We start from the raw sequence: 24,504 nt of genomic DNA, 5'->3' as shown, positions 1-24,504 counted from the left end.
AAATTAAACCTTTGTGAGATTATCTTAACCAAAAAAATATACTATTTTTGAAACTAACTATAAAAAAATACCATGAAAAAATTAACTTTTTTATTCTTAATCTTATTTTCAATAAGTTTTAGTTCTTGTTCTTCTGATAATGATTCTGATTCATCAAATAATGGTAATAATCAACTTTATGTTAGATTTACAGTTAGTGGGATTAATTACGATTTAAACCCTACAACAATCTCATCTCTTCAACGATTGATTATGGCAGAGCAAAACACTAACAATGCTTATAAAAGAATTTCATTATGGATGCCAATTAATCCCGTTAATGGAAGTCATACAATAACAGATGATTTTCCAACGGATAATAATCTTGAAACTTTGTATAATGCAGATTTTTGGATTGATGATATGATATATACTGCTACGAGTGGAATTTTTGAAGTGACAGAATTTGATGAAGAATATATTAAAGGGTCTTTTTCTTTTGTGGGTGAAGACGAAAATGGAGATACAATTGAAATTACAAATGGAACTTTTAGAGCTTACAGATAATTGTTTAAAATATTTGGCTTAAATATTTTTATATTTTTGTTCAATGAAAAAAATCTTATTGCTTTCCGATACCCACAGTCATATAGATGAGCAAATTTTAAAATATGTTCAACAAGCTGATGAGGTTTGGCATGCTGGCGATATTGGAGATTTAGTTGTAACCGATACTATAAAAAAAATAAAGCCTTTACGTGCTGTTTTTGGAAATATAGATAATCACGAAGCGCGATTAGAATTTCCATTGCACAATCGTTTTATAATTGATGGTGTAGATGTTTGGATTACCCATATAGGAGGTTATCCCGATAAATACAGTCCAGCAATACGAGAAGAAATTCGTAAAAATCCGCCTAAACTTTTTATTTGCGGACATTCCCATATATTAAAAGTACAGTTTGATAAAAAACTGAATTTGATACATATGAATCCCGGAGCGGCTGGAAAACACGGATTTCATCAAGTGCGAACAATGCTTCGTTTTGAAATTGAAGGTGATAAAATTCAGAATTTAGAAGTTATTGAATTGGGGAAGAAGTGATTTTTAGTCTACAGTCTCAGTTCTTAGTTTCAGTTTATAGTATTTAATAGATTTGGTTAATTTAAAGCGAAGCTTTAAAAACTTTTTACGCAGAATAAACTGAAAAAGCTTTGAATTCAGGAACAAAGTGACGCAAAGTTTTTCAGTTGGTTTTAAATGAAATTTAAAAATTCCTCGTAAAAAGAAAATAAACGCATTTCTTTTGTAACTTTTCTTTATGCGAGTAAAGAAAAGTTAAGTAAATAAAAAAATCCGAAACCATTGGTTCCGGATTTTAACGCACTAATAAACTAAGATGTTAGGTTTATCGCAATCGATCCACTGATTTTACGAGGTCTTCGTCCTTTTTAATTGCTTTGTTCGCAAGAACAAGAAGCACGATAGAAATGGCCGGAAGAACAACCCCAATACCCTTCTCAGAAACTTCCGCTTCTCCGGATAAGCTTAGCGTTCGATACACAAAAAATCCTAGTAAAATAAAGTTAAATATCATGTTCAATCTGTTTAACACAAATTGATTTTGTCTCTTTGTAAAACTAAAAATACTAATAACGCTTAACAAAGTACTTGCAGCAAATAAAACAATACTAGTAGTTAAATCAGTACCGTAAATTACTTTACCACTTTCTTCTGTCCATAAAGAAAAAACAAACGGCAATACACCACAAGCAATTGCGCTTAGTAAAAGATATATGGTTTGAATTCTTTGTAACATGTGTAAATCAAAATCTAGTGGAGCAAAAATATAGTTTCTTTTTTAAAAAACTATTGTTTTCTTCATTTTTATTTGTAATATTGCAAGACAAAATCGTAAGTACTTCATTTTACGATTTCTAAAGCATCAAAAAAATCTCATCATTTTTTTAGCACAACCAAAAATTATTCATAGATAAATTTATTACATACTATTCATGTTTGATATTGAAGTATTAAAGGAGATGAAACTCTCTGATTTGCAAGAAATTGCAAAAGTTGCTCAGATAAAAAAGTATCGATCTTTAAAAAAAGACGAACTTATTTATCAGATTTTAGATATGCAAGCTGCTAATCCTGAAACTGTTAAAAAAGAAGAGCAAGTTGAAGAAAAAACTGCAGTAAAACCCAAAAGACTAAGAATCTCTGCAAAAGTTGAAAGCGAAAGTACTGAAAGAATAGTTCCAAAAGACCAAGAAGAAGTTAAAGAGGTTAAAGAAGTAAAAGAAAAACCCAAAAGACCTGTAAAAAATACAAAACAACCAGAATTACCTCTTGAAGAACCAAAACTTGCTGAAAAAGCCCCAACTGAAAGCAAACCAACAGAAGCTGATAATGATAAAAAGTTAGACGCCCGTCAACAACAAATTATCAAGGCTAATCAAAATAATCCCAATCATCCTAGTTATAAAAAGAATAATCAAGCTGCAAATAATAACGGTGGTGGAAACGCTAAACCTAATTATCGTGAGCCAGATTATGAATTTGATGGAATTATCGAAAGTGAAGGTGTTTTAGAAATGATGCCTGATGGTTACGGATTTTTACGTTCTTCAGATTATAACTATTTAGCATCGCCAGATGATATTTATTTATCACAATCTCAAATTAGATTATTTGGTTTAAAAACGGGTGATACAGTAAAAGGAGTAGTGCGTCCTCCAAAAGAAGGAGAAAAATATTTCCCACTAGTTAAAGTTTTAAAAATAAACGGATTTGATCCTCAAGTTGTTCGCGATAGAATTTCATTTGAGCATTTAACTCCAATTTTCCCTAAAGAGAAATTCAATTTAGCAGAAAGAAGTAGTACAATTTCTACTCGTGTTATCGATTTGTTTTCGCCAATTGGGAAAGGTCAGCGTGGTATGATTGTAGCGCAGCCTAAAACAGGTAAAACAATGTTATTGAAAGATGTGGCTAATGCAATTGCAGCAAATCATCCTGAAGTATACATGATTGTTTTACTAATTGATGAAAGACCAGAAGAGGTTACAGATATGCAACGAAGTGTAAAAGCAGAAGTTGTAGCGTCAACTTTCGATAGAGAACCACAAGAGCACGTTAAAATTGCTAATATTGTTTTAGAAAAGGCAAAGCGTTTAACAGAATGTGGTCATGATGTTGTTATTTTATTAGATTCAATTACACGTTTGGCTCGTGCTTATAATACAGTACAACCAGCATCAGGAAAAGTGTTGAGTGGTGGTGTTGATGCGAATGCTTTACAAAAACCAAAACGTTTCTTTGGAGCGGCTCGTAATGTAGAAAATGGCGGTTCATTAAGTATTATTGCAACAGCACTTACAGAAACGGGTTCTAAAATGGATGAAGTAATCTTTGAAGAATTCAAAGGAACTGGCAACATGGAACTTCAGTTAGATAGAAGAATTGCTAATAAACGTATTTTCCCTGCAATTGATTTAGTGTCATCTAGTACACGTCGCGACGATTTATTATTAGATGAAAAAACGATTCAAAGAATGTGGATTATGCGAAAATATTTAGCAGATATGAATCCCGTTGAAGCAATGGATTTTATTTTCGACAGATTTAAGAAAACAAGAAACAACGAAGAGTTCTTAATTTCGATGAATGAATAAATAATAAAAAAAGCCGATTTTAAAATCGGCTTTTTTATTTAGATTTTAATGATTAAATTTTAATGCCTGGAGGTAACATTTCTTGATAACGTCTATTTTTTCTAAAGAAAGAAATAATTTTAGCGTGAGTAGGGACAACTTTTAATTTTTTGCTTTCGGCAATATCTAATACATTTTTGATAAATTCATTATGAAAATCTAAATCTTCATTACCGTTGCTACAAAACTTAGTTAAAAATATTTTTCGTTCTTGTAAAGAGTACTCAATTGCAATTAAACCTTCTTCAGTGTTTACTTCAAATTGACGTAATAGTTCATTGTCTTTTATTTCCATTTTGCTATAAAAATAAAGTGTTTTTAGAAATTGTGAACGACTTAAAAGAGTAGTTTTTAAATCTTATGCAAAGGTACTAATTTACAATCGACTATCAAAGTATTAACCAAATTACTTCGAATTAACTAAATTTTTTAGCAAAAAATTATCATAAAAAAATATTTTAGTCACTTTGATTTAAATAAATTTATAAAAAAAATAAATGAGAATACCAGTTTACTTTATGCCAGGTTTGGCGGCAAGTACAGCAATTTTTGAAAATATTGTTTTACCTGAAGATCAATTTGAAATGGTTTTGTTAGAATGGAAAATTCCATTAGAAAAAGAAACGTTGCAAGAATATGCAAAGAGAATGTGTGGCGATGTAAAACATGAAAACCCAGTTTTAGTTGGAGTTTCCTTCGGTGGAATTTTAGTGCAAGAAATGAGCGAATTCATTTCAGCGAGAAAAGTAATAATTATTTCGAGTGTTAAATCGAATAAAGAAATGCCAAGACGAATGAAATTTGCGAAGAAAACATTGGCATATAAATTGATTCCAACTGGTTTAATCTCAAATATTGAAGCTTTAGCAAAATTTTCTTTCGGAGAATCAATTAATAAACGATTAAAGCTTTATGAGAAGTTTTTGAATATGCGCGATAAAAAATATTTGGATTGGGCGATTGAAAATGTTATTTTGTGGTCGCGTTCTAAACCAAAGGAAGATGTTGTGCATGTTCACGGAGATAAAGATGAAGTTTTTCCTCCCGAATATATAAAAGATTATATTCCAGTGCCAGGTGGAACTCATGTGATGATAATTAATAAATTCAAATGGTTAAATGAAAATTTACCTAAATTAATACTTGAAAATTAAAAACAGATTATGAAAAAGATTGTAATGATTGCGGGAATTATGGCAGTTAGCGGAATGTTTATTTTTGCTACAGCTACAAAAATTAAAGAAACGGTTCATGTAAATTATCCAAAACAAATGGATTTTGCTGGCGAAAGCGTACCTTATGCAATTGCCGATGTACAAGAACGTTTAGATAGAGAGATGGTAACTAATATAAATTATCATACCAACACGACTTTAGTAATTAAACGCGCAAATAGAGTGTTTCCAATTATTGAACCTATTTTAAAAAAGAATGGAATTCCAGATGATTTTAAATATTTGGCAGTAATTGAAAGTAGTTTAGTAAATGCAGTTTCTCCAGCTGGAGCTCGCGGTGTTTGGCAATTTATGCCTGCAACAGCAAAAGAAAAAGGTTTAGAAGTGAACGATTATGTAGATGAAAGATACGATTTAGAGAAATCAACTCAAGCAGCGTGTGAATATTTATTAGATGCTAAGAATAAATTCGGAAATTGGACACTTGCTGCAGCTTCTTATAATGGTGGAATGGGCGGAGTTTCAAGACGTTTAAATGAGCAAGAAGTAGAAACTTTTTACGATTTATTATTGCCAGAAGAAACCTCTCGTTATGTATTCAGAATTTTAGCTTTAAAAGAAATTATGCAAAATCCTGATCAATACGGTTTTGTAATTCCGAACGAGATGTTGTATAAAAATGTACCTGTTCGTAAAGTTGAAGTAGATACTACCATAAATGATTTGGTAGCTTTTGCAAAGGGACAAGGAATAAATTATAAAGTTTTAAAGTTACACAATCAATGGATGCGCGATTCTAAGTTACTAAATAAATCAGGTAAAAAATATGAAATCGTAATTCCAACTTCAGGATTTTAAATAAGATAGAATAATAAAAAAGGGCAATTTTAAAATTGCCCTTTTTTATTTAGATTTTTTCATTTGTTGTTGCATCATTTTAATTTGATCTTTCAACATATTGTGTTTGTCAAGTTTTTTTGCTTCCGCTAATAATTTTTCAGCTTCAATTTTTCTTCTCTTTGTCATAGCAATTCCTGCCAATTGTAATTTAGCTAAAGCTAAGTCTTGATCCATTGATAAACCTAACTCAATTGCTTTTTTGAAATATTTTTCTGCTTGCGATAAATTAGTTTGCGATACCATAATACCATTTAAATAGTTATAGTAACCTTGTTGTTTCTTTACTAAAGCGCCTTCAGGATTCGAAATTTTATCTAACCATTTTTTAGCTCCATCCATATCTTGCTTTCTTAATTTAAGGAAAGCCAATAAAATAAATTCGTTTTTAAAATAAAAAAAGGCTGGAAACACAGTTAGTAATAATAAGAAAATACCATTTCCTATGTTGTTTTCTGTGAATTGATAAACTGCAAACGCTACGATTAGTACAATTAAAACTAATTTAATATTTTTGTTAAACATGATCTATTTTTTTAATGAGAGGCAAAGGTAATAAAATCAATTAAAAATATTTTTAAAAAAGTACTTGCTAATGAAAAAAGTCTTTGTATATTTGCACTCGGTTTTCGGAAAACGGTAACCACTAGAGTTTAAAGTAGATTTTATTATTAGAATTTAAAAATACAAGCAATGAGTAAGAGAACATTTCAACCATCAAAAAGAAAAAGAAGAAACAAGCACGGTTTCATGGATAGAATGGCTTCTGCTAACGGAAGAAAAGTGCTTGCTCGTAGAAGAGCTAAAGGAAGACACAAATTAACTGTTTCTTGTGAACCAAGACACAAAAAATAATGTTCTTTTACCTAGCATAAAATAGAGGTGTTACTTTTTATTAGTGACACCTTTTTTTTATATTTGAATTTTAACACTAAACACTAAACACAACAACTTAAACAACAACACAATACAATGCCAAAAGACAATTCTATTAAATCGGTTTTAATTATTGGATCAGGGCCAATTGTTATCGGACAAGCGTGCGAGTTCGATTATTCTGGGTCACAATCTTTACGATCTTTACGTGAAGATGGAATTGAGACAGTTTTAATTAATTCAAATCCTGCAACCATCATGACAGATCCTTCAATGGCTGATCATGTGTATTTGAAACCGCTTACCACAAAATCAATCATCGAAATTTTAAAAGCGCATCCGCAAATTGATGCTGTTTTACCTACAATGGGTGGACAAACTGCTTTAAATTTATGTATTGAAGCAGATGAAAAAGGAATTTGGAAAGATTTTGGTGTAAAGTTAATAGGTGTAGATATTGATGCTATTAACATTACGGAAGATCGTGAGCAGTTTAGAAATTTAATGGAAAAAATTGGCGTTCCAATGGCGCCACAAGCTACAGCAAACTCTTTCTTAAAAGGTAAAGAAATTGCACAAAAGTTTGGTTTTCCATTGTGTATTCGTTCTTCGTTCACTTTAGGTGGAGCAGGAGCAGCAATTGTTTACGAAGAAAAAGATTACGATAAATTATTAACTCACGGATTAGAAGTTTCTCCTATCCACGAGGTTATGATTGATAAAGCACTTTTAGGTTGGAAAGAATATGAATTAGAATTACTTCGCGATGCTAACGATAATGTGGTAATTATATGTACGATTGAAAATATGGATCCAATGGGAATTCATACTGGAGATAGTATTACTGTAGCACCAGCCATGACATTATCGGATACGACTTTCCAGAAAATGCGTGATATGGCGATTAAAATGATGCGAAGTATTGGTGATTTTGCTGGTGGATGTAACGTTCAGTTTGCAGTTAGTCCTGATGATAAGGAAGATATTATTGCAATTGAAATTAATCCACGTGTATCGCGTTCTTCGGCATTAGCAAGTAAAGCAACGGGTTATCCAATTGCTAAAATTGCTACAAAATTAGCGTTAGGTTATACGTTAGACGAATTAAACAATCAAATTACAAAATCGACTTCGGCTTTATTCGAGCCAACATTAGATTATGTAATTGTAAAAATACCTCGTTGGAACTTTGATAAATTTGAAGGTGCTGATAGAACATTAGGACTTCAAATGAAATCGGTAGGGGAAGTAATGGGAATTGGACGTTCGTTCCAAGAAGCTTTACATAAAGCAACACAATCATTAGAAATTAAACGTAATGGTTTAGGTGCTGACGGTAAAGGTTATAAAAATTATGAGCAAATTATCGAAAAACTTACTTACGCAAGTTGGGATAGAGTTTTCGTAATTTATGATGCTATTGCGATGGGAATTCCATTAAGTAGAATCCACGAAATCACGAAGATTGATATGTGGTTCTTAAAGCAATACGAAGAATTATTCCACTTAGAAAAAGAAATTTCAAAATATAAAATAGACACGTTGCCTAAAGAATTATTGCTTGAAGCAAAACAAAAAGGTTATGGTGACCGTCAAATTGCGCACATGATGGGATGCTTGGAAAGCCAAGTGTACAAATTGCGTGAAGAAATGGGCGTGAAGCGTGTATATAAATTAGTAGATACTTGTGCCGCTGAATTTAAAGCTCAAACACCTTATTATTACTCGACTTTTGAAGCGGAAATTGAAAAAGCAGATGGAACGCGTTATGTTGCCAATGAAAGCATTGTTACTGATAAAAAGAAAGTAGTAGTTTTAGGTTCTGGACCAAACCGTATTGGACAAGGGATTGAGTTTGATTACTCTTGTGTACACGGAGTTTTAGCAGCTAAAGAAATTGGTTACGAAACCATCATGATTAACTGTAATCCTGAAACGGTTTCAACAGATTTTGATACTGCTGATAAATTATATTTCGAACCTGTATTTTGGGAACATATTTACGACATCATTCAGCATGAAAAACCTGAAGGTGTAATTGTTCAGTTAGGTGGACAAACTGCTTTAAAATTAGCAGATAAGTTATCGAAAAATGGAGTAAAAATTATTGGAACTTCATTTGAAGCATTAGATTTAGCGGAAGATAGAGGACGTTTTTCAGAATTGTTAACGAACTTGAATATTCCGTTCCCTAAGTTTGGTGTAGCTGAAAATGCTGAAGAAGCATCAAAATTAGCGGATACTTTAGATTTCCCATTATTAGTGCGTCCTTCTTATGTATTAGGTGGACAAGGAATGAAAATTGTAATCAACAAACAAGAGTTAGAAGAACACGTAATCGAGATTTTAAAACATATTCCGAATAACAAATTATTGTTAGACCATTATTTAGATGGTGCTATTGAAGCAGAAGCAGATGCCATTTGTGATGCCGATGGCAATGTATACATCATCGGAATTATGGAGCATATTGAACCTTGTGGAGTTCACTCGGGCGATAGTAACGCAACTTTACCGCCATTTAACTTGGGTGAGTTTGTAATGCAACAAATTAAAGATCACACGCATAAAATTGCTAAAGCTTTAAAAACTGTTGGTTTAATCAATATTCAGTTTGCAGTAAAAGATGATACGGTTTACATTATTGAAGCAAATCCTAGAGCATCTCGTACGGTTCCTTTTATCGCAAAAGCCTATGGAGAGCCTTATGTAAATTATGCGACTAAAGTAATGTTAGGTGAGAAGAAAGTTACCGATTTTACTTTTAACCCACAATTAAAAGGATATGCCATTAAGCAACCGGTTTTCTCTTTCAATAAATTCCCGAATGTAAACAAATCCTTAGGGCCAGAAATGAAATCGACAGGTGAAAGTATTTTGTTTATAGACGATTTAAAAGACGACCAATTCTACGAATTGTACTCAAGAAGAAAAATGTACTTAACAAGATAAAAATAAAAAAGCTTCGCAATTGCGGAGCTTTTTATTTTAGGTTGCACGGATTGTAAATCCGATTCAACTAGCTTTGTAAAGGGTATTTTTTAACGAGAAGGGATTTGTGCGGTAGTGGGGGGTATAAGATTCACTCTTTTCACCTTTATTTTTTAAAGATATTTGAGTAATGCCAATTTAAAAATTCTTTTGAAGGAAGAAATCTATCTGGTAAAATAATTGGTTGATTTTCATATTTCAAAAAGAAATCTGGAACTGCAATATCTTTTTTGAAATCATCAAACTTTTTTGAAATCTTTATTTTATAGTCAGGAGTAATTGTTATAAAACCTTTATCAAATGCTTTGTCATGAATTGAATTTAGACACAATCCATTATGAGGATTTAAACGATTTTTTTCATCTTTTTTCCAAGGAATTATGTGACTTGCAACTAAAAATTCAGAAACAGATAATCCCGTAATGCAACATTTTAAATTATAAGAAGAAAGTATTGTTGAACGAAAGAAGTTTTGATTTACTCTTTGTTTTATCAAAGTTTCTCTCTCTTTTCCAATTGGGAATTCAAGAACTTCATCATCAATAATATCATCAATTTTTTATTTTGAAATTTAGCGATTAATAATTCACTTTCATAAGCTAAGTTCTCCCAATTTCCATTAAACTCATTCCAAACAATCTCATCAAGTTTACTCCCATTCCCTAATCCTACAATTCCTTGTTTTTTTAATTCTGGATCAAGTCTACCAAAGTTACCAACTTTCATATTAAGTGCAGATGGACTTCTACCAATTATATTAGCATATTTTATAATTGTTGGATGATTTTTACTGCTACTTTTAAAAGGTATTTTACAATAAACATTGAAAGCAACAATTGTTTCTTCTTTTGTCCAATTTTTAGATTTTATCATTTGTTACTTCAATTATTTCAAGATTATTAACGTTATAATCTCCTAAAATTTCATTTAATAAATCTTTAGTTAAATCTGAACTACCAACTAAAATTGTTCTAAAAATTTCTATCCTGTCATCAACAGTTAATTCATTTAACTTTTCAGTGTTACGAAAAAACCTCATAAAATCTTCTCTTGTCATTACATTTTTAATATTCATTATTATTTAATGGTAATATTGCATAATGCAATTTACAATTTTGATGATAAAAATTAAATTTTAATCATTACAAACTTATTAACAAAAAATCCCTCTTTTTCAAGAAGGATTTTTAAGTATATAAATTGAGCATTAACTCTTTTGTTCTTTGTTAAAATATACCAGATAATAATACATTTGTTTTTCTTCGTCCCAACCTTTTTCTACAAATTTCTCAGCGCTTTCCGGGTTAATAAAGTCGAGCTTAATTTGTATGTTGGTATCAAGTTGTATCGTATTTTTAATTTTCTTACGCGCATCCGTCACCGCTGGGTTCGAAATAGGGAAGTTGGAAACATCTTCAATGCTGTATTTGGCACCTTTGTCTACTTTGTAGTTTTTAAACTCAGGAATAAACTCAGGGTTTTCCATTACTTCGTTTAAGAAAGCCGTTTCTTCAAACTCATCGTTTTTTGCAAAGTGATTAATAGCACGATTCATAAACAAAACTTCTTGTTGTTTGTCTTCGGCAGGTAATACCACATCTTTAGCGAAATCTTTACAAAACTGTAAGTATTTTTTAGTCATGAAGTTTTCGTCTTCAAAAACATCAACCGATAAGAAATGCTCTAACCAATAACGTGCATCGTAACGATTGCTATCTACGGTTAAAATTTTGTAACCTTCTTCTTTTTTATAATTGAAAATGATACAACCTTTGTCTAACTTGTTTAAGTTAATGCCTTGTTGTAACACCATTTCTAAACTGCTGTTGTTTTCTTCAAACTGTAAGAAATCTGTTTTAATTTCACTTTTGAAAACGCCAATAGCATCAACAGGATTGTTATCGATGGTTAAATGTGTTAAATAGGTAACATACACTTCGCCACTTTTAATGTGTGGATGGTTGGATTGCTCGTATAAATGTTGATTTATCTTTTTAGAAATTTCGTGTACTTGCGACGGATTGTTGAAAATTTCCGTTACAAAATTGTACATTTCGTTGTATTCTAAATCCACATCGTGCGCAAACTGATAATAGTTTTCTTCTTTATCGCGAAATGGTTTAAAGAAAAATTCTTTTAATAAAGGCGTAATTTCATCGTTTAAAGCATAAGGCGCTTCCGATAAGTATAAACCTTCATTTTTACTTTTATTTCCTACTCGGTGAATCGATAGGTTTTCTATGTGCGTGTTATATAGATTGATCATTTTATTAATGTGTCAATTAGTCAATTAGTCGATGTGCCATTTATTAAAAAGTCATTGGCAAATTGCCACATAGACTTATTGTCGTATTAGTTTAGTTCCAATTCTCTTCAAATCCAAAATCTTCGAAGCTATCGTCGCCATCGAACATATCGAAATCTTCATCGTCGTAATCGTCTTCAAATTCAGAACCGAAATCTTCGCCTTCAAAATTCATGTCAGGAGCTTGTGTTGGTAATTGACCGTGAGAAAACAATAAAGCAGGGTAGCTTTCGCCGTCTTCTTTTTCTTCAATTGCGCCCAATTCTACTAAGAATGTCCACATGTTGAAGAAATCATAAACATAAATAATTTTAGTTTGGTCTTGGTGTAAAATATCTTCTAGAACAAAATCGTTCATAATACGCATTTCACCTGGAACATCTCCAGTGTCAAACAACGGAATTTCTTCGTCTTGTGTCCAGTCTTCATCACAAGTGTAAAAAGCTGCCATTTCGCTTCCGTCGAACCCGAAAGCATTCACAATAGCATTATGTAAGTCTTCTAAAGAAGCTTCTTTTTCTATAGCAATATCTCTAAAAATATCCTCTTCTGCATCGAGAATAGCTCTAAATTTGTAAATCATATTTTGAATATTTGAAACACAAAAGTAAGCATAATTTTAGACTTTACTTTTTTAAATTTTGAAGTTTATTTTTCATAAAACTCAATTGGTAGATTATCAGGGTCGTTACTAAAAAAGAATTTTTTGTTGGTAAATTTATCAATGCGAATAGTTTCTGCTTTAATATTATTCTTTATGCAAAGATTATGAGTTTCTTGAATATCTTCTACTTCAAAAGCTAAATGTCGTAAACCGCAAGCTTCTGGTCTTGAAGTTCTCTTGGGCGGATTTGGAAACGAAAAAAGTTCGATTACATAATTATCACCAATTGCTAAATCGAGTTTGTAAGAATCGCGTTCCTCACGATATACTTCGCGAATAATTTGCAAACCCAAAATTTCGGTATAGAATTTTTTAGAACGTTCATAATTAGAACAAATAATGGCAATATGGTGGACTTTTTTTAGCTGAAGCATCGTTAATTTTTGTGCAATTTACAATTCATCCTTCAAATTCTACAATTCGGTAAGTTGTTTTTTAAAAGGTGGAGCAAGTGTTGCAACTTTGTCTTGTAAATCAGAAAAAACTAAATATTATGACACGAATTATCACTTTTATTGCATTACTAATAGTAAGCATGTTATCGGCACAAAACAAATTAAGTAATTTTGAAGAAGCTGTTACTTTGTTTAATCAGAATGAAACAGCTCAAGCGAAGGTTTTATTTCAGAATGAAGTAAAAAAAGAAACTGAGAATTGGTTACCGTATTATTATCTTTCTTTAATGAATGCAACACAAGCATTAGAAAACAGAAATGATTTAGTAAAGATGAAAGCTTTTTAGAAGCAGCACAAAAAAATCAGGACAAGATTAATAAAATGCAACCCGAAAATGCTGAAGTTTTACTAACACAAGCGTTAATTAATACAGGTTGGATAGTGTTTGATCCATTTGAGTTTGGTCAGCGTTATTCGTTAGATGTTGAATATATATTTCAAAAAGCGACACAGTTAGCGCCAAACAACCCAAGAGTAGTTTTACAAAAAACAATGTACAACATGGGAAAAGCACAGTATTTTGGTCAAGATACAAGCGAGTACTGTAAAGAACTAGAACACGCTATTGAACTTTTTGCTACCTTTAAACCTGAAAGTAAATGGCATCCAAGTTGGGGTTTACCAATTGCACAGAGTAAAATTAAACAATGTAAAAACTAATGAATATTCAAAAAGAACTTATAAAAGCTATTGGTATTGGGGTTATAATTTTTATTGTAATTCAGGCGATTAATTATGTCTACAATTTACAATTACCCGATTTTGATGCTTTAAAATTCAATTTCATTTTTACAATATTATACAGTTTGGTCTTGTATTTTGCTAATGCAATAGTTTTTATACAACTCGATAAGTACTTTGAAAAAAATAGATTTCATTTAAAAAGATTGGTAATAGGATTTTTAGCTTCGTTTTTAATTTCAGGAATTGCAATTTTCTTTCTGAGAATTTTTGAAGAAGTTTTAGTCGAAAAATTAAGCTTAGAAGAATTTTTTAAAGAAGAAACGGTTTCCAATTATGTTGTAGCCATGATAATAACGCTAGTGGTTACGTTAATTGTACACTTAATTTATTTTTATAAAAACTACCAAGAAAACCGAGTTAAACAAGAAAAGATTATTGCTGGAACAGCTTCGGCACAGTTCGAAAGTTTAAAAAATCAGCTCGATCCACATTTTTTGTTCAACAGTTTAAATGTTTTAAGTTCTTTAATTGAAGAAAATCCGGATAACGCGCAAAGGTTCACCACTTCGTTATCAAAAGTATATCGATATGTTTTGGAACAGCGCGATAAAGAATTGGTAACAGTTCAAGAAGAATTAGCTTTTGCAAAAACGTACATGAATCTCTTAAAAATGAGATTTGAAAATAGTATTTCATTTGAATTACCAAATGATTTTGAAAATATTGAAGCTAGAGTAGTGCCGCTTTCGTTACAGTTACTATTGGAAAACTGTATCAAACACAATATTGTGAGCGAACAAAAACCGCTTCACATTAAAATTTATATCGAGAATAACGAATTAATAGTAGAAAATAACAAACAAAAGAAAGAAGTTTTACAAGACAGAAAAGGTGTAGGCTTACAAAATATTGTAAATCGATATGCCATTCTAACTGATAGAAAAGTTTCAGTTTTAGAAACAGATAAAGTGTTTCGCATAAAACTTCCTATTTTGACTAAACAAGTAAATATCATGCAAACAATAGAAACGTACAACGAAGATATGGCTTATATAAGAGCCAAAGACAAAGTAAAAAAGATTAAAGAATTTTATAGCAGTTTAATTTCGTATTGCTTAGTAATACCGTTCTTATTTTTTATTAACTACAAAACATCCGATTTTCAATGGTTTTGGTTTCCAGCATTAGGTTGGGGAATGGGATTGGTTTTTCACGGATTTCAAACTTTTGGTTTTGCCCAAGATTGGGAAGAGAAAAAGATTAATGAAATTATGAATAAAGATAAAGAGAACAAACGTTTTAACTAATTAAAAAATAAACAATGAGCAACTATAAATCGGAATACGAACGTTACGAAGAAGCAAAAAAACAAGTAAAAGAAATCAAGAGTTTTTATAGACATTTGTTGGTTTACATTTTGTGTACAGGTTTTATGATTTATATAAATCTAAGATTTTCACCACAATATTTATGGTTTTTATGGTCGGCTTTTGGATGGGGAATCGGACTTTTATTTCACGGATTAGCCGCTTTTAAAGTAGTTCCATTTTTTGGGAAAGATTGGGAAAAAAGAAAGATTGACGAATTAATGGATAAAGATCAAAAAAACAAGTGGGAATAGTTTTAAGTAAAAAGTATTTTAAACTCATAATTAATAATTTATAATTCAAAACATCATGACATCAGAAGAAATAAGATATAAAGAAGCACAAAAAAGAGTAAAAAGAATCAAAGGATTTTATACACACGCAACCATTTATGTTGTTGTAAATATTATGATCTTTGTTATAAACGCAAGAGAAATTCCTGCTGGAGAAAGCATTTTTCAATGGCGAACATTAATGACACCATTATTTTGGGGAATCGGACTTTTATCGCATGGATTGTCGGTTTTTTTACCTAATTATCTTTTAGGAAAAGATTGGGAAGAGAGAAAAATTAGAGAATTTATGGAGAAAGAGAAATCGATGCGACAATAAGTTGATTTGATAATAGGTTAATTTGAAAATTTGAAAATGTTTTATAAAACTGCTTATGGCATAATGCTTTAAGCTTAAAGCAAAAAAAATGAACATCATTATTATAGAAGACGAAAAACCAGCAGCACGATTGTTGCAACGAAAAGTTGAAAAATTAGGTTTTGCTGTTAACCAAATGTTACATTCTGTTGAAGAAGCGATAAATTGGTTTTCAAATAACGCACAACCCGATTTAATTTTTCTAGACATTCAATTGTCTGATGGTTTGTCTTTTGAAATTTTCGAACATTTTGATAAAGTTGGCAAACCATTGCAAAGTGCTATTATTTTTACAACCGCTTATGATGAATATGCTTTACGCGCTTTTAAATTGAACAGCATCGATTATTTACTAAAACCTATTGACGAAGACGAATTAGAAGTTGCTATTTCAAAATTCAAAAATCAATTTCAAAAGAATTCTATTGCAACTTTAGATTTTGAAGCGATAAAGCGAATGTTGGTTAATCCGGTAGAAAAGGAATATAAAGAACGTTTTTCTGTAAAAGTTGGAAACCAAATTAAAGTCATTGCTATCGATGAGGTCGAATGTTTTTACAGTGAAAATAAAGGAACGTATTTACACACGCTAGACAATCGAGATTATTTGGTCGATAGTTCTTTAGAAGTCGTTGAAAGCGAATTAAAACCAAAAGATTTCTTCCGAATCAATAGAAAATTCATTGTTCCGTTAAAGGCGATTAAAGAAATTCAAATGCATACCAATTCGCGTTTAAAACTCATTCTCCCAACTTATAAAGAAGATGAGGTAATTGTAGCTCGCGAGCGTGTAAACGAATTTAAAGATTGGATTGGGTAATTAGAAAAACATTTGCCAATACACAAAAAATCCGATTAAAACTAAGTACAAAACATTGTTTATGCTGAATGTTAGCAATGAAAATGTTTTCCATGATTTTTCCTTAATTATTCTATAATTTATTATCAGTAACGGAATAATTGCAATTACCAATAAATGTGGTAAATAAGAAGCTAAAGTCACCGTTACGCTATGAGAATCATAATAAGGAGCAGGAAAATAAAAAATATTGGTATTGGTATTCAAAATGAACATGAAATAGAATAAAAAAGGACCAATTAGGATTAAAAATAATTTAACCCAATTGTGTTTTTTTGTTTTCTTGTTCTAAAATAGTTGATAAGGAAATAAAGAGAATTTGCCAAAAAGAACAAACCAATTAGTAAAAGGAACATTCGGATTGCATTTGAGTTTTTTGGTGTTTTAAATTGTATAAGTTTTTCAAATTCTTCATTCTTGGGAAATAAATCATCAACTTTTAAAATATGATTTCCTTTGGCTAATTCATCTTTTAAATTATACTGAACAGTATGGTTGTAATCGTGATAAAAGTAAATGTTTACCGTTCCTTTAGTCGAATCAAAAATGGAAGTTATTAAAGTTCCATCGCCAATTTTATCGCGACAAACATGCATGGTATCAGAAACACTTCTGCAAAAGTCTAAATTAGCTTCGTAATTAATTTTTAAAAAGTCAGAACCCTTTTTATAACGCTCTATTCGTCTTGCATCATCTTCAGAAGTAATAGACGGACAAAAATTAGCTAAAACATAAGTTGGGTCGTTTCCTTCAATGATTTTATAAGGTTCCACCACAATATAATCGCCCGATTTGTCGATGTAAATAAAAACATCTTCTATAAACAAGCTTTGGTCATATTTTTCAATATAAGCTTTTACTTCAGCTATAGTTTTACATTTGTGAAGAATGTCTTTTAGATAGAATGTTGGATTAGTAATTTTTGTTCTAGAATCCATTATTGAATTTTCAATTTTTGGATGATAAGAAGCTAAACGCGAAAAAACTAAACCGTGTTCATTCATTCCAGATTGTGGTGCATAACCATTCTCTCCATCAAATCTTGAACCTGTAAAAACTGTACCGTATGGTGAATTTTCTGTTCCAATTTCAAACCAAATTTGTGGAGTTGTTAACCAAGCATCATGATTACAACCCACAAATGTTTTACCATTTTTGGTTATTTTATACATACTACAAGCATTTCCAATGCTAATTGAAAAAACAAAAAATAAACTGAATAGAACTTTTAAACACTTCATAATAGTTGGTTTTATTTAATTAAAACGATTGAAGTGAATAATTGTTACAAGTTTAGTTATTTACTCAATCGATGCAAGGTGTAAACCATTGTAGTTAATAATCCAAAAGCAACTAATTGATGTGCTAATCCTAACCAAAGTGGAACGTGAAACAACAGTGTTAAAACGCCTAAAGTAAATTGTAATAAAACTACAATTTGTAATAGAATGATTCCTTTTTGTTGTTGTGAGTTTAAAGCGACTTTTTTGCTTTTGAAATACAATAAAACCATCAAGAAAACCACAACATAAGCAAACGTTCTGTGGAAAAATTGTACACCGCTTTTTCCTTCGACAATGGCTTTTAAAAAGTTAGATTGTTCTAATAAAATACTTTCGTGAAAAAATTGTCCGTCACTCATTAATGGCCAATAATTGTGAACCAAACCTGCGTTTAAACCAGCTACAAATCCACCCCATATAATCTGCATAATTAAAACAATTAATGCAATTCGAGCTATTTTCTTTAATTGCGGATAAAGTGTTTCCGTTTTTTCAGGATAAATTAAATCTAAAGCTACCCAAAGTGTGTATGCAAACGTAATAAAAGCAAACGTTAAGTGTAATGCTAAACGAAAGTGACTTACATCAGGATTATCTATTAGTCCGCTTTTTACCATAAACCAACCTAAAAAGCCTTGAAAACCACCCATTACTAAAAGTATAATGCATTTTTTGATGGTTTCTTTGTCTAATTTATTTTTCGCTAAAAAGTAGATAAAAGGAATTATGAAAACGATTCCAATGATTCGGCCGATAAAACGGTGAAACCATTCCCAGAAATAAATGAATTTGTAATCTTCTAAATGAAACCCGCCTGTTTTGTATTGGTTAATTTTTTGGTATTCAGGAAAGGTTTTGTAAGCTTCAAAAGCTTCATTCCATTTTTCTTCTGTTGTAGGTGGAAAAGTATCAGTAATTAAATGCCAATCGGTCATTGATAAACCCGAATTAGTTAAACGAGTAATACCGCCAACCATTACCATTATAAAAAGTAACACACAACCTGAAAGTAGCCAAAAAATGACTGGTTTATTCGATTTCATTTTTAAATTTAATTTTTATAAAATTACTCGATTTGGTTTTTTAACTATGAAAACAAATCATAATTTATTTTAAAACTTTTTCATAAGCTCTTCTAGCACTTCCTCTAAAATAGACTTCGCCACAATATTGATATCCTCTTTTTTCAAATATTTTCATCATAGCAATGTTGTCAAAGTTTGTATCTACTTTTACACTGAAAATATTGTTTTTTTTAGCCAACTTTTCAACGTTTTCTATAATTTTTCCTGATAAACCTTGTCCTAAGTAGTTTTCATCAATTGCAATTCTATGAATTACAACAAAATCATCATTGGTTAACCATTTACCTTCAATAGCATCATAAGCTGGTTCGTAGTTTATAATTACTGCACAATAACCAATAATTTTTTCTTCATTAACTAAAACAAAACCAAAATCAGTAACAATATCATTTTCGATAGATTGTTCATTAGGATAATCATCTTGCCATTGATTACTTCCATCAGCTTTTCTTCTTAAAATAGCCTGTTGAATGATGTTCCAAATACTATTTTTATCTTCTATAACCGCTTTTCTAAAAGTAAAGTTTTTCATATTTTCAATACATTGGCTAATTGAAACTTTATCTAACTGATTTTAACCCCATTTTTTCGGCTCTTGCCAAAACAAATTGGTAAGCAGCATCATATTCATTTGGAATTTCACCTTCTAAAATAGCTTCTTTGACTGCTTCTTTTAAAACGCCAATTTCCCTTCCAGGTTTCAAATTAAATAATTGCATAATTTCTTCTCCATCAATTGGGGGTTGAAAATTACGAACTCTATCTTTTTCTTCTACTTCTACAATTTTAGTACGAACAATCTTGAAGTTGTTGTGGTATTTCTGAAATTTCTTCGGATTTTTTGTCGTAATATCGGCTTCACATAGTGTCATTAAATCTTCCACATCTTCACCAGCATCAAAAACCAAACGACGCACAGCTGAATCTGTTACTTCTTCTTGCGCTAAAACAATTGGTCGCGAACTCATCATGACCATTTTTTGAACAAATTTCATTTTTTGGTTCAAAGGCATATGCAAACGCATGAAAATTTTCTTCACCATTTTTCCACCTAAAAATTCATGTCCGTGAAAGGTCCAACCTTGTTTTTTATGAAATTTCTTTGTTGGTGCTTTGCCAATATCGTGAAGTAATGCCGACCAGCGTAACCATAGATCTTCTGTATTCGGACAAATATTGTCGACAACTTCTAACGTGTGGTAAAAATTGTTTTTGTGTGTATGACCTTCTACTTCTTCCACATTGTTCAAAGCGGTTAATTCAGGAAGAATTATATCTAAAAGACCAGTTTTATGTAATAATAAAAAGCCAATTGAAGGTTTTGGCGTTGCCAAAATTTTATTCAATTCGTCTACAATTCGTTCTCCAGAAATGATTTTGATGCGTTCCGCATTACGAGTAATCGCATCAAGTGAATCTTTTTCAATTTCAAACTGCAATTGTGTAGCAAAACGAATGGCACGCATCATTCGCAAGGGGTCGTCAGAATAGGTAATATCTGGATTTAAAGGTGTACGAATGATTTTGTTCTCTAAATCTTGAACGCCACCAAAAGGATCGACTAAATCACCAAAATTATTTTCGTTAAGCGAAAAAGCTAAAGCATTTATCGTAAAATCGCGACGTTCCTGATCGTCTTTCAGCGTCCCGTTTTCTACAACTGGATTTCGGCTTTCAAAATTATAACTTTCTTTACGAGCACCCACAAACTCAACATCCATGTCTTTGTAGCGTAACATGGCGGTTCCATAATTTTTAAAAACTTGAACTTTAGGAGTATTTGGTAACAAAGAAGAAACTTTTAAAGCCAAATCGATGCCGCTACCAACAGCAACAATATCAATATCTTTTTTGTGGTCTCGTTGTAGTAAAATATCACGAACAAATCCGCCAATTACATAAGATTCTAATTGAAGCTCATGTGCAGCTTGTGTGATGATTTTGAATATTTTGTTATTTAAATGTTCTCTATAGTTTAAAGCCACGAATTCAGGAATGTTATAGTCTCAGTCACAGTTTTCAGTCACAGTTTAAATTGACTTATTGGCACATTGACTAATTGACACATTTATAAATTGTCTTATTTTCTAATAATCTTCACTTGACTATCAAGGGTAAGCTTAATAATCGTAGAAGGTTTGTCACAAATTTTATCGTGATGCAAATTTACAACATAGTCCACACCTTTTATAATTTCAGGAGAAATTTCTTTGAAAGATTTTGGTGTAGGTTCCCCAGAAATATTAGCCGAAGTTGAAACTAATGGTCGTTTCATTCGTTCCATTAATTTATAGCAAAATTCCTCAGAAACCATGCGTACACCTAACGTGTTGTCTTCTGCGATAATGTTTTTGGCAACATTTTTTGGTTTGTCTAAAATTAATGTGGTTGGTTTTTTAGAGTTATCCCATATATCCCAAGCTACTTGAGGTAATTCATTAAAAACTTGATATAACATACGTTCGCCATTAACGAGAACAATCATGCTCTTACTTTCTTCACGTTGTTTTAAAGCAAAAATTTTCTTAACAGCCTCTTCATTTGAAGCATCACAACCAATGCCCCAAACAGTATCTGTTGGGTAAAGGATAATGCCACCGTTTTTGATTACTTCTAAAGCGTTTTGGGTTTCTTTCTGAATATCAATCATTGTAAATATGAAACTTTATACAAAAGTATTACTTTTGGAGTAAATTCTTAAATAAATGAAATTAATTCAATTAACAGCTTCAATGGGATGGCGTGGCCACGAACAAAAAATTATTTATTTATATGAAGCGTTTAAAGATTTTGGCTATGTAGAAGATCAATGGATAATTTGTAGTGAAGGTTCTGAAGTTCAAAGGGTAGCTTTAGAAAAAGGAATGAATGTTATTACTTTAGAATACAAATCGGAATATGATTTAAAATATGCAAAAAAACTGAGTCAAATTGCAAAAGAGAAAAATGCTGATGTAGTTTTCATTCACAATAGTCAATCGCATACTTTGGCGGTTTTATCGGCAATGTTTTATGGATTAAAAGCTCCTTTAGTATTGTGTAGAACCTTAATAAGAAGAGTAGATACTAATCTTTTAAGAAAATGGAAATACAATTATAAAGGTATTAAGAAGATTATTTGTGTTTCGGGGCCAGTTGTAGATGTTTTAAAATTTGCAGTTAAAGATCATAGTAAGCTTTGTGTTGTAGGAAGTGTAACCGATATTAATAAGTTTAAAAAACAAGAAAAAACTGGACTTTTACATAAAGAGTTTAATATTCCTGAGGATTATAAAATTATTGGAAATATAGCTGAATTTACTGGTTTTAAAGATCATAAAACTTGGGTAAATACAGTTGCAGAACTTGTAAAAAGAGGTGTTAAAGCCAAATATATTTTAGTAGGTAAAGGTTCCTTAGAACAAGAAGTTAGAGCGCAAGTAAAAGAATTAGGTTTAGAAAACGAAATTATTTTTACAGGTTTTAGACGCGATATTCCCGAAATTTTACCAGAATTCGATTTGTTTATGTTTACATCAAACAATGAACCAACAGGAGGCGTTTTATTAGAGTCTTACGCATGTAAAGTGCCAATTGTAGCCGCTAAAGCTGGTGGAATTCCTGAAGTTGTAGTTGAAAACGAAACCGGATTTTTAGCGGAAGTTGGTAACCCAATCTCTTTTGCAGATAAAGTTGAAGAACTTCTAGCGAACACAGAATTACAAGAAAAATTTAAACAAAAAGGTTATGAATTCCTTGTAAATAATTTTACTAAAGAAGTCATTGCTAAGAAAATGTTTAACGAATTAAAATCGGTTTGTAAATAAAATTATTTCTTATAAACGCCTAACATTTTTTTAAGTTGTTTACTTAATAAAACACGTTTTACATATAAAAAATTTCGAAGGCTTAAAAACCACCATTTTGAGAACGGCAATTGGTCGTTCTCAATTTTTGAGAAACTTTATCCGAAACTATAAAATCATTTTTTAAAGAATTCCATTTTATGTTTCCATAACCATCAAACTCATTTACTTTGTTTTTTCCGTGAATAACAGAAAGCCAAAGTCTTTTTTCAGTTACGTGAATTAATCGAGGTTCTTTTTTCCACATATTGTGAACATAATGCCAAACCGTTTTAGGTTGGTCATTTTTCTCAATTAAACTTATAAAAGGATTGAAAATGTGTTCTTTTTACCCAAAATAAAATTAGGTTCAATTTGTAAAGTATAACCTTCAATATTATCAATAGCTAAGAAATCTTGTTTGTCGAAATGCTTCTGAATTTCGTTTATAAAATCCTTGTGAATACAATCGTCATTGTCAATTCTCGAGGTAATTAAATACTCTGTCGAAATATTTTCTTCAACATATTTTATAATACTTTCATTAAAAACAGGCATTCCGTCAATAAAGAAACTTTTGATATTGGTTTTATTACCAATAATTTCTGCTATTTTATTTTTGTGATTTTCGCTTGTAGAAACATCAAAATACAGCAACCATTCAAAGTTTTGATTGGTTTGATTGCTAACTGAAGGAAAACAATAATTAGCAAATAATTCTAGTCGTTCATTCATCCAACTATCGTCTAAAAGCGATTCGTTGTTTTTAGTTAATTGTTTCCATTCTGGATTTTTAAGATTAAATCTCGTAATTAAAAGATGTTTGAACATATTCTATTTTTTTGTAAAAATAAGCCAAATAAATAAAAAAACTTACTTTTGTCAATTATTAGCAATAAATAAGATGAAGAAAGTTTTTCGCCCAAATTTTAAACATTTAGAAAATCAATTTGATTGTATTTTAAATAAATTTAAAAAAGAAGGTGAATTAATAGGTTCTGAAAAGCGAAATGTAATCAAATTCTTTGATTTGGAAGATGGAACAGAAGTAAATGTAAAGTCTTTTAAAAAACCGAATTTGTTAAACGCAATTATTTATGGTTATATAAGAAAATCGAAAGCGCAACGCTCATTTGAATATGCTACTTTACTTTTAGAAAAAGGAATAGGAACTCCACAACCTTATGCATATTACGAGAATAAATCAGTTTTAGGTTTAGAACAAAGTTATTACTTCAGTAACCAACAAAATATTGATTTGATGTTTAGAAATTTAGTTTTCGATCCAAATTATCCAAATCGTGAAGAAATAATAAAACAAACGGCACAATTTTTTTTCAAAGTTCATAACGAAGGAATTGAATTTATTGATAATACTGCAGGAAATACTTTAATTAAAAAAGTTGGTGATAACGATTATCAATTTTATTTGGTAGATTTAAATAGAATGAGTTTTCATGCTAATTTAAGCATGGAGCAACGAGCCAGAAATATTGCAAAATTAACTACAGAAGAAGATATCAATTCAATTTTAGCAAAAGAATATGCTAAATTGTATCAAGTAAACGAAAATGATTTTTTTCAATTGTTAATGAAAGAAGCTAATGGTTTTCTAGAGCGATTTAATAGAAGAAAGAAAATAAAAAAGAAGATTAAATTCTGGAAAAAGTAGTACATTAGTTTTTTATCTA

The 24,504-nt window shown here is 30.7% G+C and carries 31 protein-coding genes; 15 read left to right on the top strand and 16 right to left on the bottom strand.

What is annotated here, in order from left to right; genetic code table 11:
- The first annotated feature begins 72 nt into the window (after nucleotides 1-72).
- Together GCU34_RS06480 and GCU34_RS06475 are read left to right on the top strand one after the other, a co-directional pair.
- Nucleotides 73-546, top strand: coding sequence for a hypothetical protein (locus GCU34_RS06480; RefSeq protein ID WP_072784893.1), 474 nt, complete (start codon nucleotides 73-75; stop codon nucleotides 544-546).
- 43 nt (nucleotides 547-589) lie between these two features.
- Nucleotides 590-1,084 carry a metallophosphoesterase family protein gene (locus tag GCU34_RS06475; RefSeq protein ID WP_072784891.1) on the top strand — a complete coding sequence of 165 codons (495 nt, stop codon included), beginning with the start codon at nucleotides 590-592 and terminating at the stop codon, nucleotides 1,082-1,084.
- A 304-nt stretch (nucleotides 1,085-1,388) separates the two neighbouring features.
- Here the strand turns inward: GCU34_RS06475 and GCU34_RS06470 are convergent, their stop codons facing one another.
- Nucleotides 1,389-1,799 (bottom strand): DUF4293 domain-containing protein, encoded by a 411-nt coding sequence (locus tag GCU34_RS06470; protein WP_072784889.1) that lies wholly within the window; start codon nucleotides 1,797-1,799, stop codon nucleotides 1,389-1,391.
- A 196-nt stretch (nucleotides 1,800-1,995) separates the two neighbouring features.
- On the opposite strand from GCU34_RS06470, the gene rho reads away from it, so the two are divergent.
- On the top strand, nucleotides 1,996-3,657 hold the full coding sequence (rho, locus tag GCU34_RS06465) for a transcription termination factor Rho (protein ID WP_072784887.1): 1,662 nt from the start codon (nucleotides 1,996-1,998) through the stop codon (nucleotides 3,655-3,657).
- A 52-nt stretch (nucleotides 3,658-3,709) separates the two neighbouring features.
- Here rho and GCU34_RS06460 read toward each other — a convergent pair whose 3' ends face one another.
- Entirely contained in the window at nucleotides 3,710-3,991 is a 282-nt protein-coding gene (locus tag GCU34_RS06460; protein ID WP_072784886.1) for a GNAT family N-acetyltransferase, read from the bottom strand.
- 202 nt (nucleotides 3,992-4,193) lie between these two features.
- On the opposite strand from GCU34_RS06460, the gene GCU34_RS06455 reads away from it, so the two are divergent.
- Both GCU34_RS06455 and GCU34_RS06450 read left to right on the top strand, forming a co-directional pair.
- Nucleotides 4,194-4,850 carry an alpha/beta hydrolase gene (locus tag GCU34_RS06455; RefSeq protein ID WP_227658753.1) on the top strand — a complete coding sequence of 219 codons (657 nt, stop codon included), beginning with the start codon at nucleotides 4,194-4,196 and terminating at the stop codon, nucleotides 4,848-4,850.
- 9 nt (nucleotides 4,851-4,859) lie between these two features.
- Nucleotides 4,860-5,729, top strand: coding sequence for a lytic transglycosylase domain-containing protein (locus GCU34_RS06450; protein ID WP_072784884.1), 870 nt, complete (start codon nucleotides 4,860-4,862; stop codon nucleotides 5,727-5,729).
- Between the two features lie 45 nt (nucleotides 5,730-5,774).
- Here the strand turns inward: GCU34_RS06450 and GCU34_RS06445 are convergent, their stop codons facing one another.
- Nucleotides 5,775-6,293, bottom strand: coding sequence for a DUF2892 domain-containing protein (locus GCU34_RS06445; RefSeq protein WP_152378395.1), 519 nt, complete (start codon nucleotides 6,291-6,293; stop codon nucleotides 5,775-5,777).
- A 168-nt stretch (nucleotides 6,294-6,461) separates the two neighbouring features.
- Between GCU34_RS06445 and rpmH the strand changes: the two genes are divergently transcribed.
- Together rpmH and carB are read left to right on the top strand one after the other, a co-directional pair.
- A complete protein-coding gene (gene rpmH / locus GCU34_RS06440; RefSeq protein WP_007136275.1) occupies nucleotides 6,462-6,623 on the top strand; it encodes a 50S ribosomal protein L34 in 162 nt (53 codons plus the stop codon).
- A 117-nt stretch (nucleotides 6,624-6,740) separates the two neighbouring features.
- A complete protein-coding gene (gene carB, locus GCU34_RS06435) occupies nucleotides 6,741-9,596 on the top strand; it encodes a carbamoyl-phosphate synthase large subunit (protein ID WP_072784880.1) in 2,856 nt (951 codons plus the stop codon).
- A 145-nt stretch (nucleotides 9,597-9,741) separates the two neighbouring features.
- On the opposite strand, the gene GCU34_RS13905 is transcribed toward carB, so the two are convergent.
- From GCU34_RS13905 to gloA2, 6 genes are all read right to left on the bottom strand, one after another.
- Complete coding sequence (locus tag GCU34_RS13905; RefSeq protein WP_227658752.1) at nucleotides 9,742-10,131, bottom strand: HNH endonuclease; 390 nt, start codon at nucleotides 10,129-10,131, stop codon at nucleotides 9,742-9,744.
- Nucleotides 10,128-10,508 carry a hypothetical protein gene (locus GCU34_RS13900; protein WP_227658751.1) on the bottom strand — a complete coding sequence of 127 codons (381 nt, stop codon included), beginning with the start codon at nucleotides 10,506-10,508 and terminating at the stop codon, nucleotides 10,128-10,130. The genes GCU34_RS13905 and GCU34_RS13900 overlap by 4 nt, the downstream gene beginning before the upstream one ends.
- Nucleotides 10,495-10,692, bottom strand: coding sequence for a hypothetical protein (locus GCU34_RS06425; RefSeq protein WP_072785113.1), 198 nt, complete (start codon nucleotides 10,690-10,692; stop codon nucleotides 10,495-10,497). Before GCU34_RS06425 ends, GCU34_RS13900 begins: the two co-directional genes overlap by 14 nt.
- A 150-nt stretch (nucleotides 10,693-10,842) precedes the next feature.
- Nucleotides 10,843-11,901, bottom strand: coding sequence for a nucleoid-associated protein (locus GCU34_RS06420; RefSeq protein ID WP_072784876.1), 1,059 nt, complete (start codon nucleotides 11,899-11,901; stop codon nucleotides 10,843-10,845).
- A gap of 91 nt (nucleotides 11,902-11,992) precedes the next feature.
- Entirely contained in the window at nucleotides 11,993-12,523 is a 531-nt protein-coding gene (locus GCU34_RS06415) for an IS1096 element passenger TnpR family protein (RefSeq protein WP_072784874.1), read from the bottom strand.
- Between the two features lie 65 nt (nucleotides 12,524-12,588).
- Nucleotides 12,589-12,978 carry an SMU1112c/YaeR family gloxylase I-like metalloprotein gene (gene gloA2 / locus GCU34_RS06410; protein ID WP_072784872.1) on the bottom strand — a complete coding sequence of 130 codons (390 nt, stop codon included), beginning with the start codon at nucleotides 12,976-12,978 and terminating at the stop codon, nucleotides 12,589-12,591.
- 119 nt (nucleotides 12,979-13,097) lie between these two features.
- Here gloA2 and GCU34_RS06405 point away from each other — a divergent pair, with 119 nt between their 5' ends.
- The 6 genes from GCU34_RS06405 (at nucleotide 13,098) to GCU34_RS06380 (ending at nucleotide 16,582) form a co-directional block, all read left to right on the top strand.
- On the top strand, nucleotides 13,098-13,346 hold the full coding sequence (locus GCU34_RS06405) for a hypothetical protein (RefSeq protein ID WP_152378394.1): 249 nt from the start codon (nucleotides 13,098-13,100) through the stop codon (nucleotides 13,344-13,346).
- A gap of 35 nt (nucleotides 13,347-13,381) precedes the next feature.
- The gene (locus GCU34_RS06400; RefSeq protein ID WP_152378393.1) at nucleotides 13,382-13,720 is read left to right on the top strand and encodes a hypothetical protein; all 339 of its coding nucleotides are present in this window, start codon (nucleotides 13,382-13,384) and stop codon (nucleotides 13,718-13,720) included.
- Nucleotides 13,720-15,051: a 2TM domain-containing protein gene (locus GCU34_RS06395; RefSeq protein WP_072784868.1), complete on the top strand. Its 1,332-nt coding sequence runs from the start codon at nucleotides 13,720-13,722 to the stop codon at nucleotides 15,049-15,051. The genes GCU34_RS06400 and GCU34_RS06395 overlap by 1 nt, the downstream gene beginning before the upstream one ends.
- 14 nt (nucleotides 15,052-15,065) lie before the next feature.
- Nucleotides 15,066-15,365 carry a 2TM domain-containing protein gene (locus GCU34_RS06390; RefSeq protein ID WP_072784866.1) on the top strand — a complete coding sequence of 100 codons (300 nt, stop codon included), beginning with the start codon at nucleotides 15,066-15,068 and terminating at the stop codon, nucleotides 15,363-15,365.
- Between the two features lie 55 nt (nucleotides 15,366-15,420).
- Nucleotides 15,421-15,723, top strand: coding sequence for a 2TM domain-containing protein (locus tag GCU34_RS06385; RefSeq protein WP_072784865.1), 303 nt, complete (start codon nucleotides 15,421-15,423; stop codon nucleotides 15,721-15,723).
- An 88-nt stretch (nucleotides 15,724-15,811) separates the two neighbouring features.
- Nucleotides 15,812-16,582 (top strand): LytR/AlgR family response regulator transcription factor, encoded by a 771-nt coding sequence (locus GCU34_RS06380; protein ID WP_072784864.1) that lies wholly within the window; start codon nucleotides 15,812-15,814, stop codon nucleotides 16,580-16,582.
- Nucleotides 16,583-16,866: 284 nt separating this feature from the next.
- Here the strand turns inward: GCU34_RS06380 and GCU34_RS06375 are convergent, their stop codons facing one another.
- The 5 genes from GCU34_RS06375 to GCU34_RS06355 all read right to left on the bottom strand — a co-directional run bounded on the left by GCU34_RS06375 (nucleotide 16,867) and on the right by GCU34_RS06355 (nucleotide 21,639).
- Entirely contained in the window at nucleotides 16,867-17,862 is a 996-nt protein-coding gene (locus GCU34_RS06375; protein ID WP_193702262.1) for a hypothetical protein, read from the bottom strand.
- A gap of 56 nt (nucleotides 17,863-17,918) precedes the next feature.
- Nucleotides 17,919-18,947: a COX15/CtaA family protein gene (locus tag GCU34_RS06370; protein ID WP_072784860.1), complete on the bottom strand. Its 1,029-nt coding sequence runs from the start codon at nucleotides 18,945-18,947 to the stop codon at nucleotides 17,919-17,921.
- Between the two features lie 64 nt (nucleotides 18,948-19,011).
- Complete coding sequence (locus GCU34_RS06365; protein WP_072784858.1) at nucleotides 19,012-19,521, bottom strand: GNAT family N-acetyltransferase; 510 nt, start codon at nucleotides 19,519-19,521, stop codon at nucleotides 19,012-19,014.
- Nucleotides 19,522-19,549: 28 nt separating this feature from the next.
- Nucleotides 19,550-20,974, bottom strand: a complete 1,425-nt coding sequence (locus tag GCU34_RS06360) for a CCA tRNA nucleotidyltransferase (protein ID WP_072784856.1) — start codon at nucleotides 20,972-20,974, stop codon at nucleotides 19,550-19,552.
- 95 nt (nucleotides 20,975-21,069) lie between these two features.
- The gene (locus GCU34_RS06355; protein ID WP_072784854.1) at nucleotides 21,070-21,639 is read right to left on the bottom strand and encodes an L-threonylcarbamoyladenylate synthase; all 570 of its coding nucleotides are present in this window, start codon (nucleotides 21,637-21,639) and stop codon (nucleotides 21,070-21,072) included.
- A 55-nt stretch (nucleotides 21,640-21,694) separates the two neighbouring features.
- Here GCU34_RS06355 and GCU34_RS06350 point away from each other — a divergent pair, with 55 nt between their 5' ends.
- Nucleotides 21,695-22,795, top strand: coding sequence for a glycosyltransferase family 4 protein (locus GCU34_RS06350; protein ID WP_072784853.1), 1,101 nt, complete (start codon nucleotides 21,695-21,697; stop codon nucleotides 22,793-22,795).
- An 82-nt stretch (nucleotides 22,796-22,877) separates the two neighbouring features.
- On the opposite strand, the gene GCU34_RS06345 is transcribed toward GCU34_RS06350, so the two are convergent.
- Nucleotides 22,878-23,081 (bottom strand): hypothetical protein, encoded by a 204-nt coding sequence (locus GCU34_RS06345; RefSeq protein WP_227658750.1) that lies wholly within the window; start codon nucleotides 23,079-23,081, stop codon nucleotides 22,878-22,880.
- A 53-nt stretch (nucleotides 23,082-23,134) separates the two neighbouring features.
- Nucleotides 23,135-23,644, bottom strand: coding sequence for a glycosyltransferase (locus tag GCU34_RS06340; protein WP_152378390.1), 510 nt, complete (start codon nucleotides 23,642-23,644; stop codon nucleotides 23,135-23,137).
- A 73-nt stretch (nucleotides 23,645-23,717) separates the two neighbouring features.
- Between GCU34_RS06340 and GCU34_RS06335 the strand changes: the two genes are divergently transcribed.
- A complete protein-coding gene (locus GCU34_RS06335) occupies nucleotides 23,718-24,485 on the top strand; it encodes a BUD32 family EKC/KEOPS complex subunit (RefSeq protein WP_072784849.1) in 768 nt (255 codons plus the stop codon).
- Nucleotides 24,486-24,504 lie beyond the last annotated feature (19 nt).

This window comes from Flavobacterium haoranii (genome assembly GCF_009363055.1).
GTDB classification, from domain to species: domain Bacteria; phylum Bacteroidota; class Bacteroidia; order Flavobacteriales; family Flavobacteriaceae; genus Flavobacterium; species Flavobacterium haoranii.
This window is presented reverse-complemented; position numbering and strand designations above follow the sequence as displayed.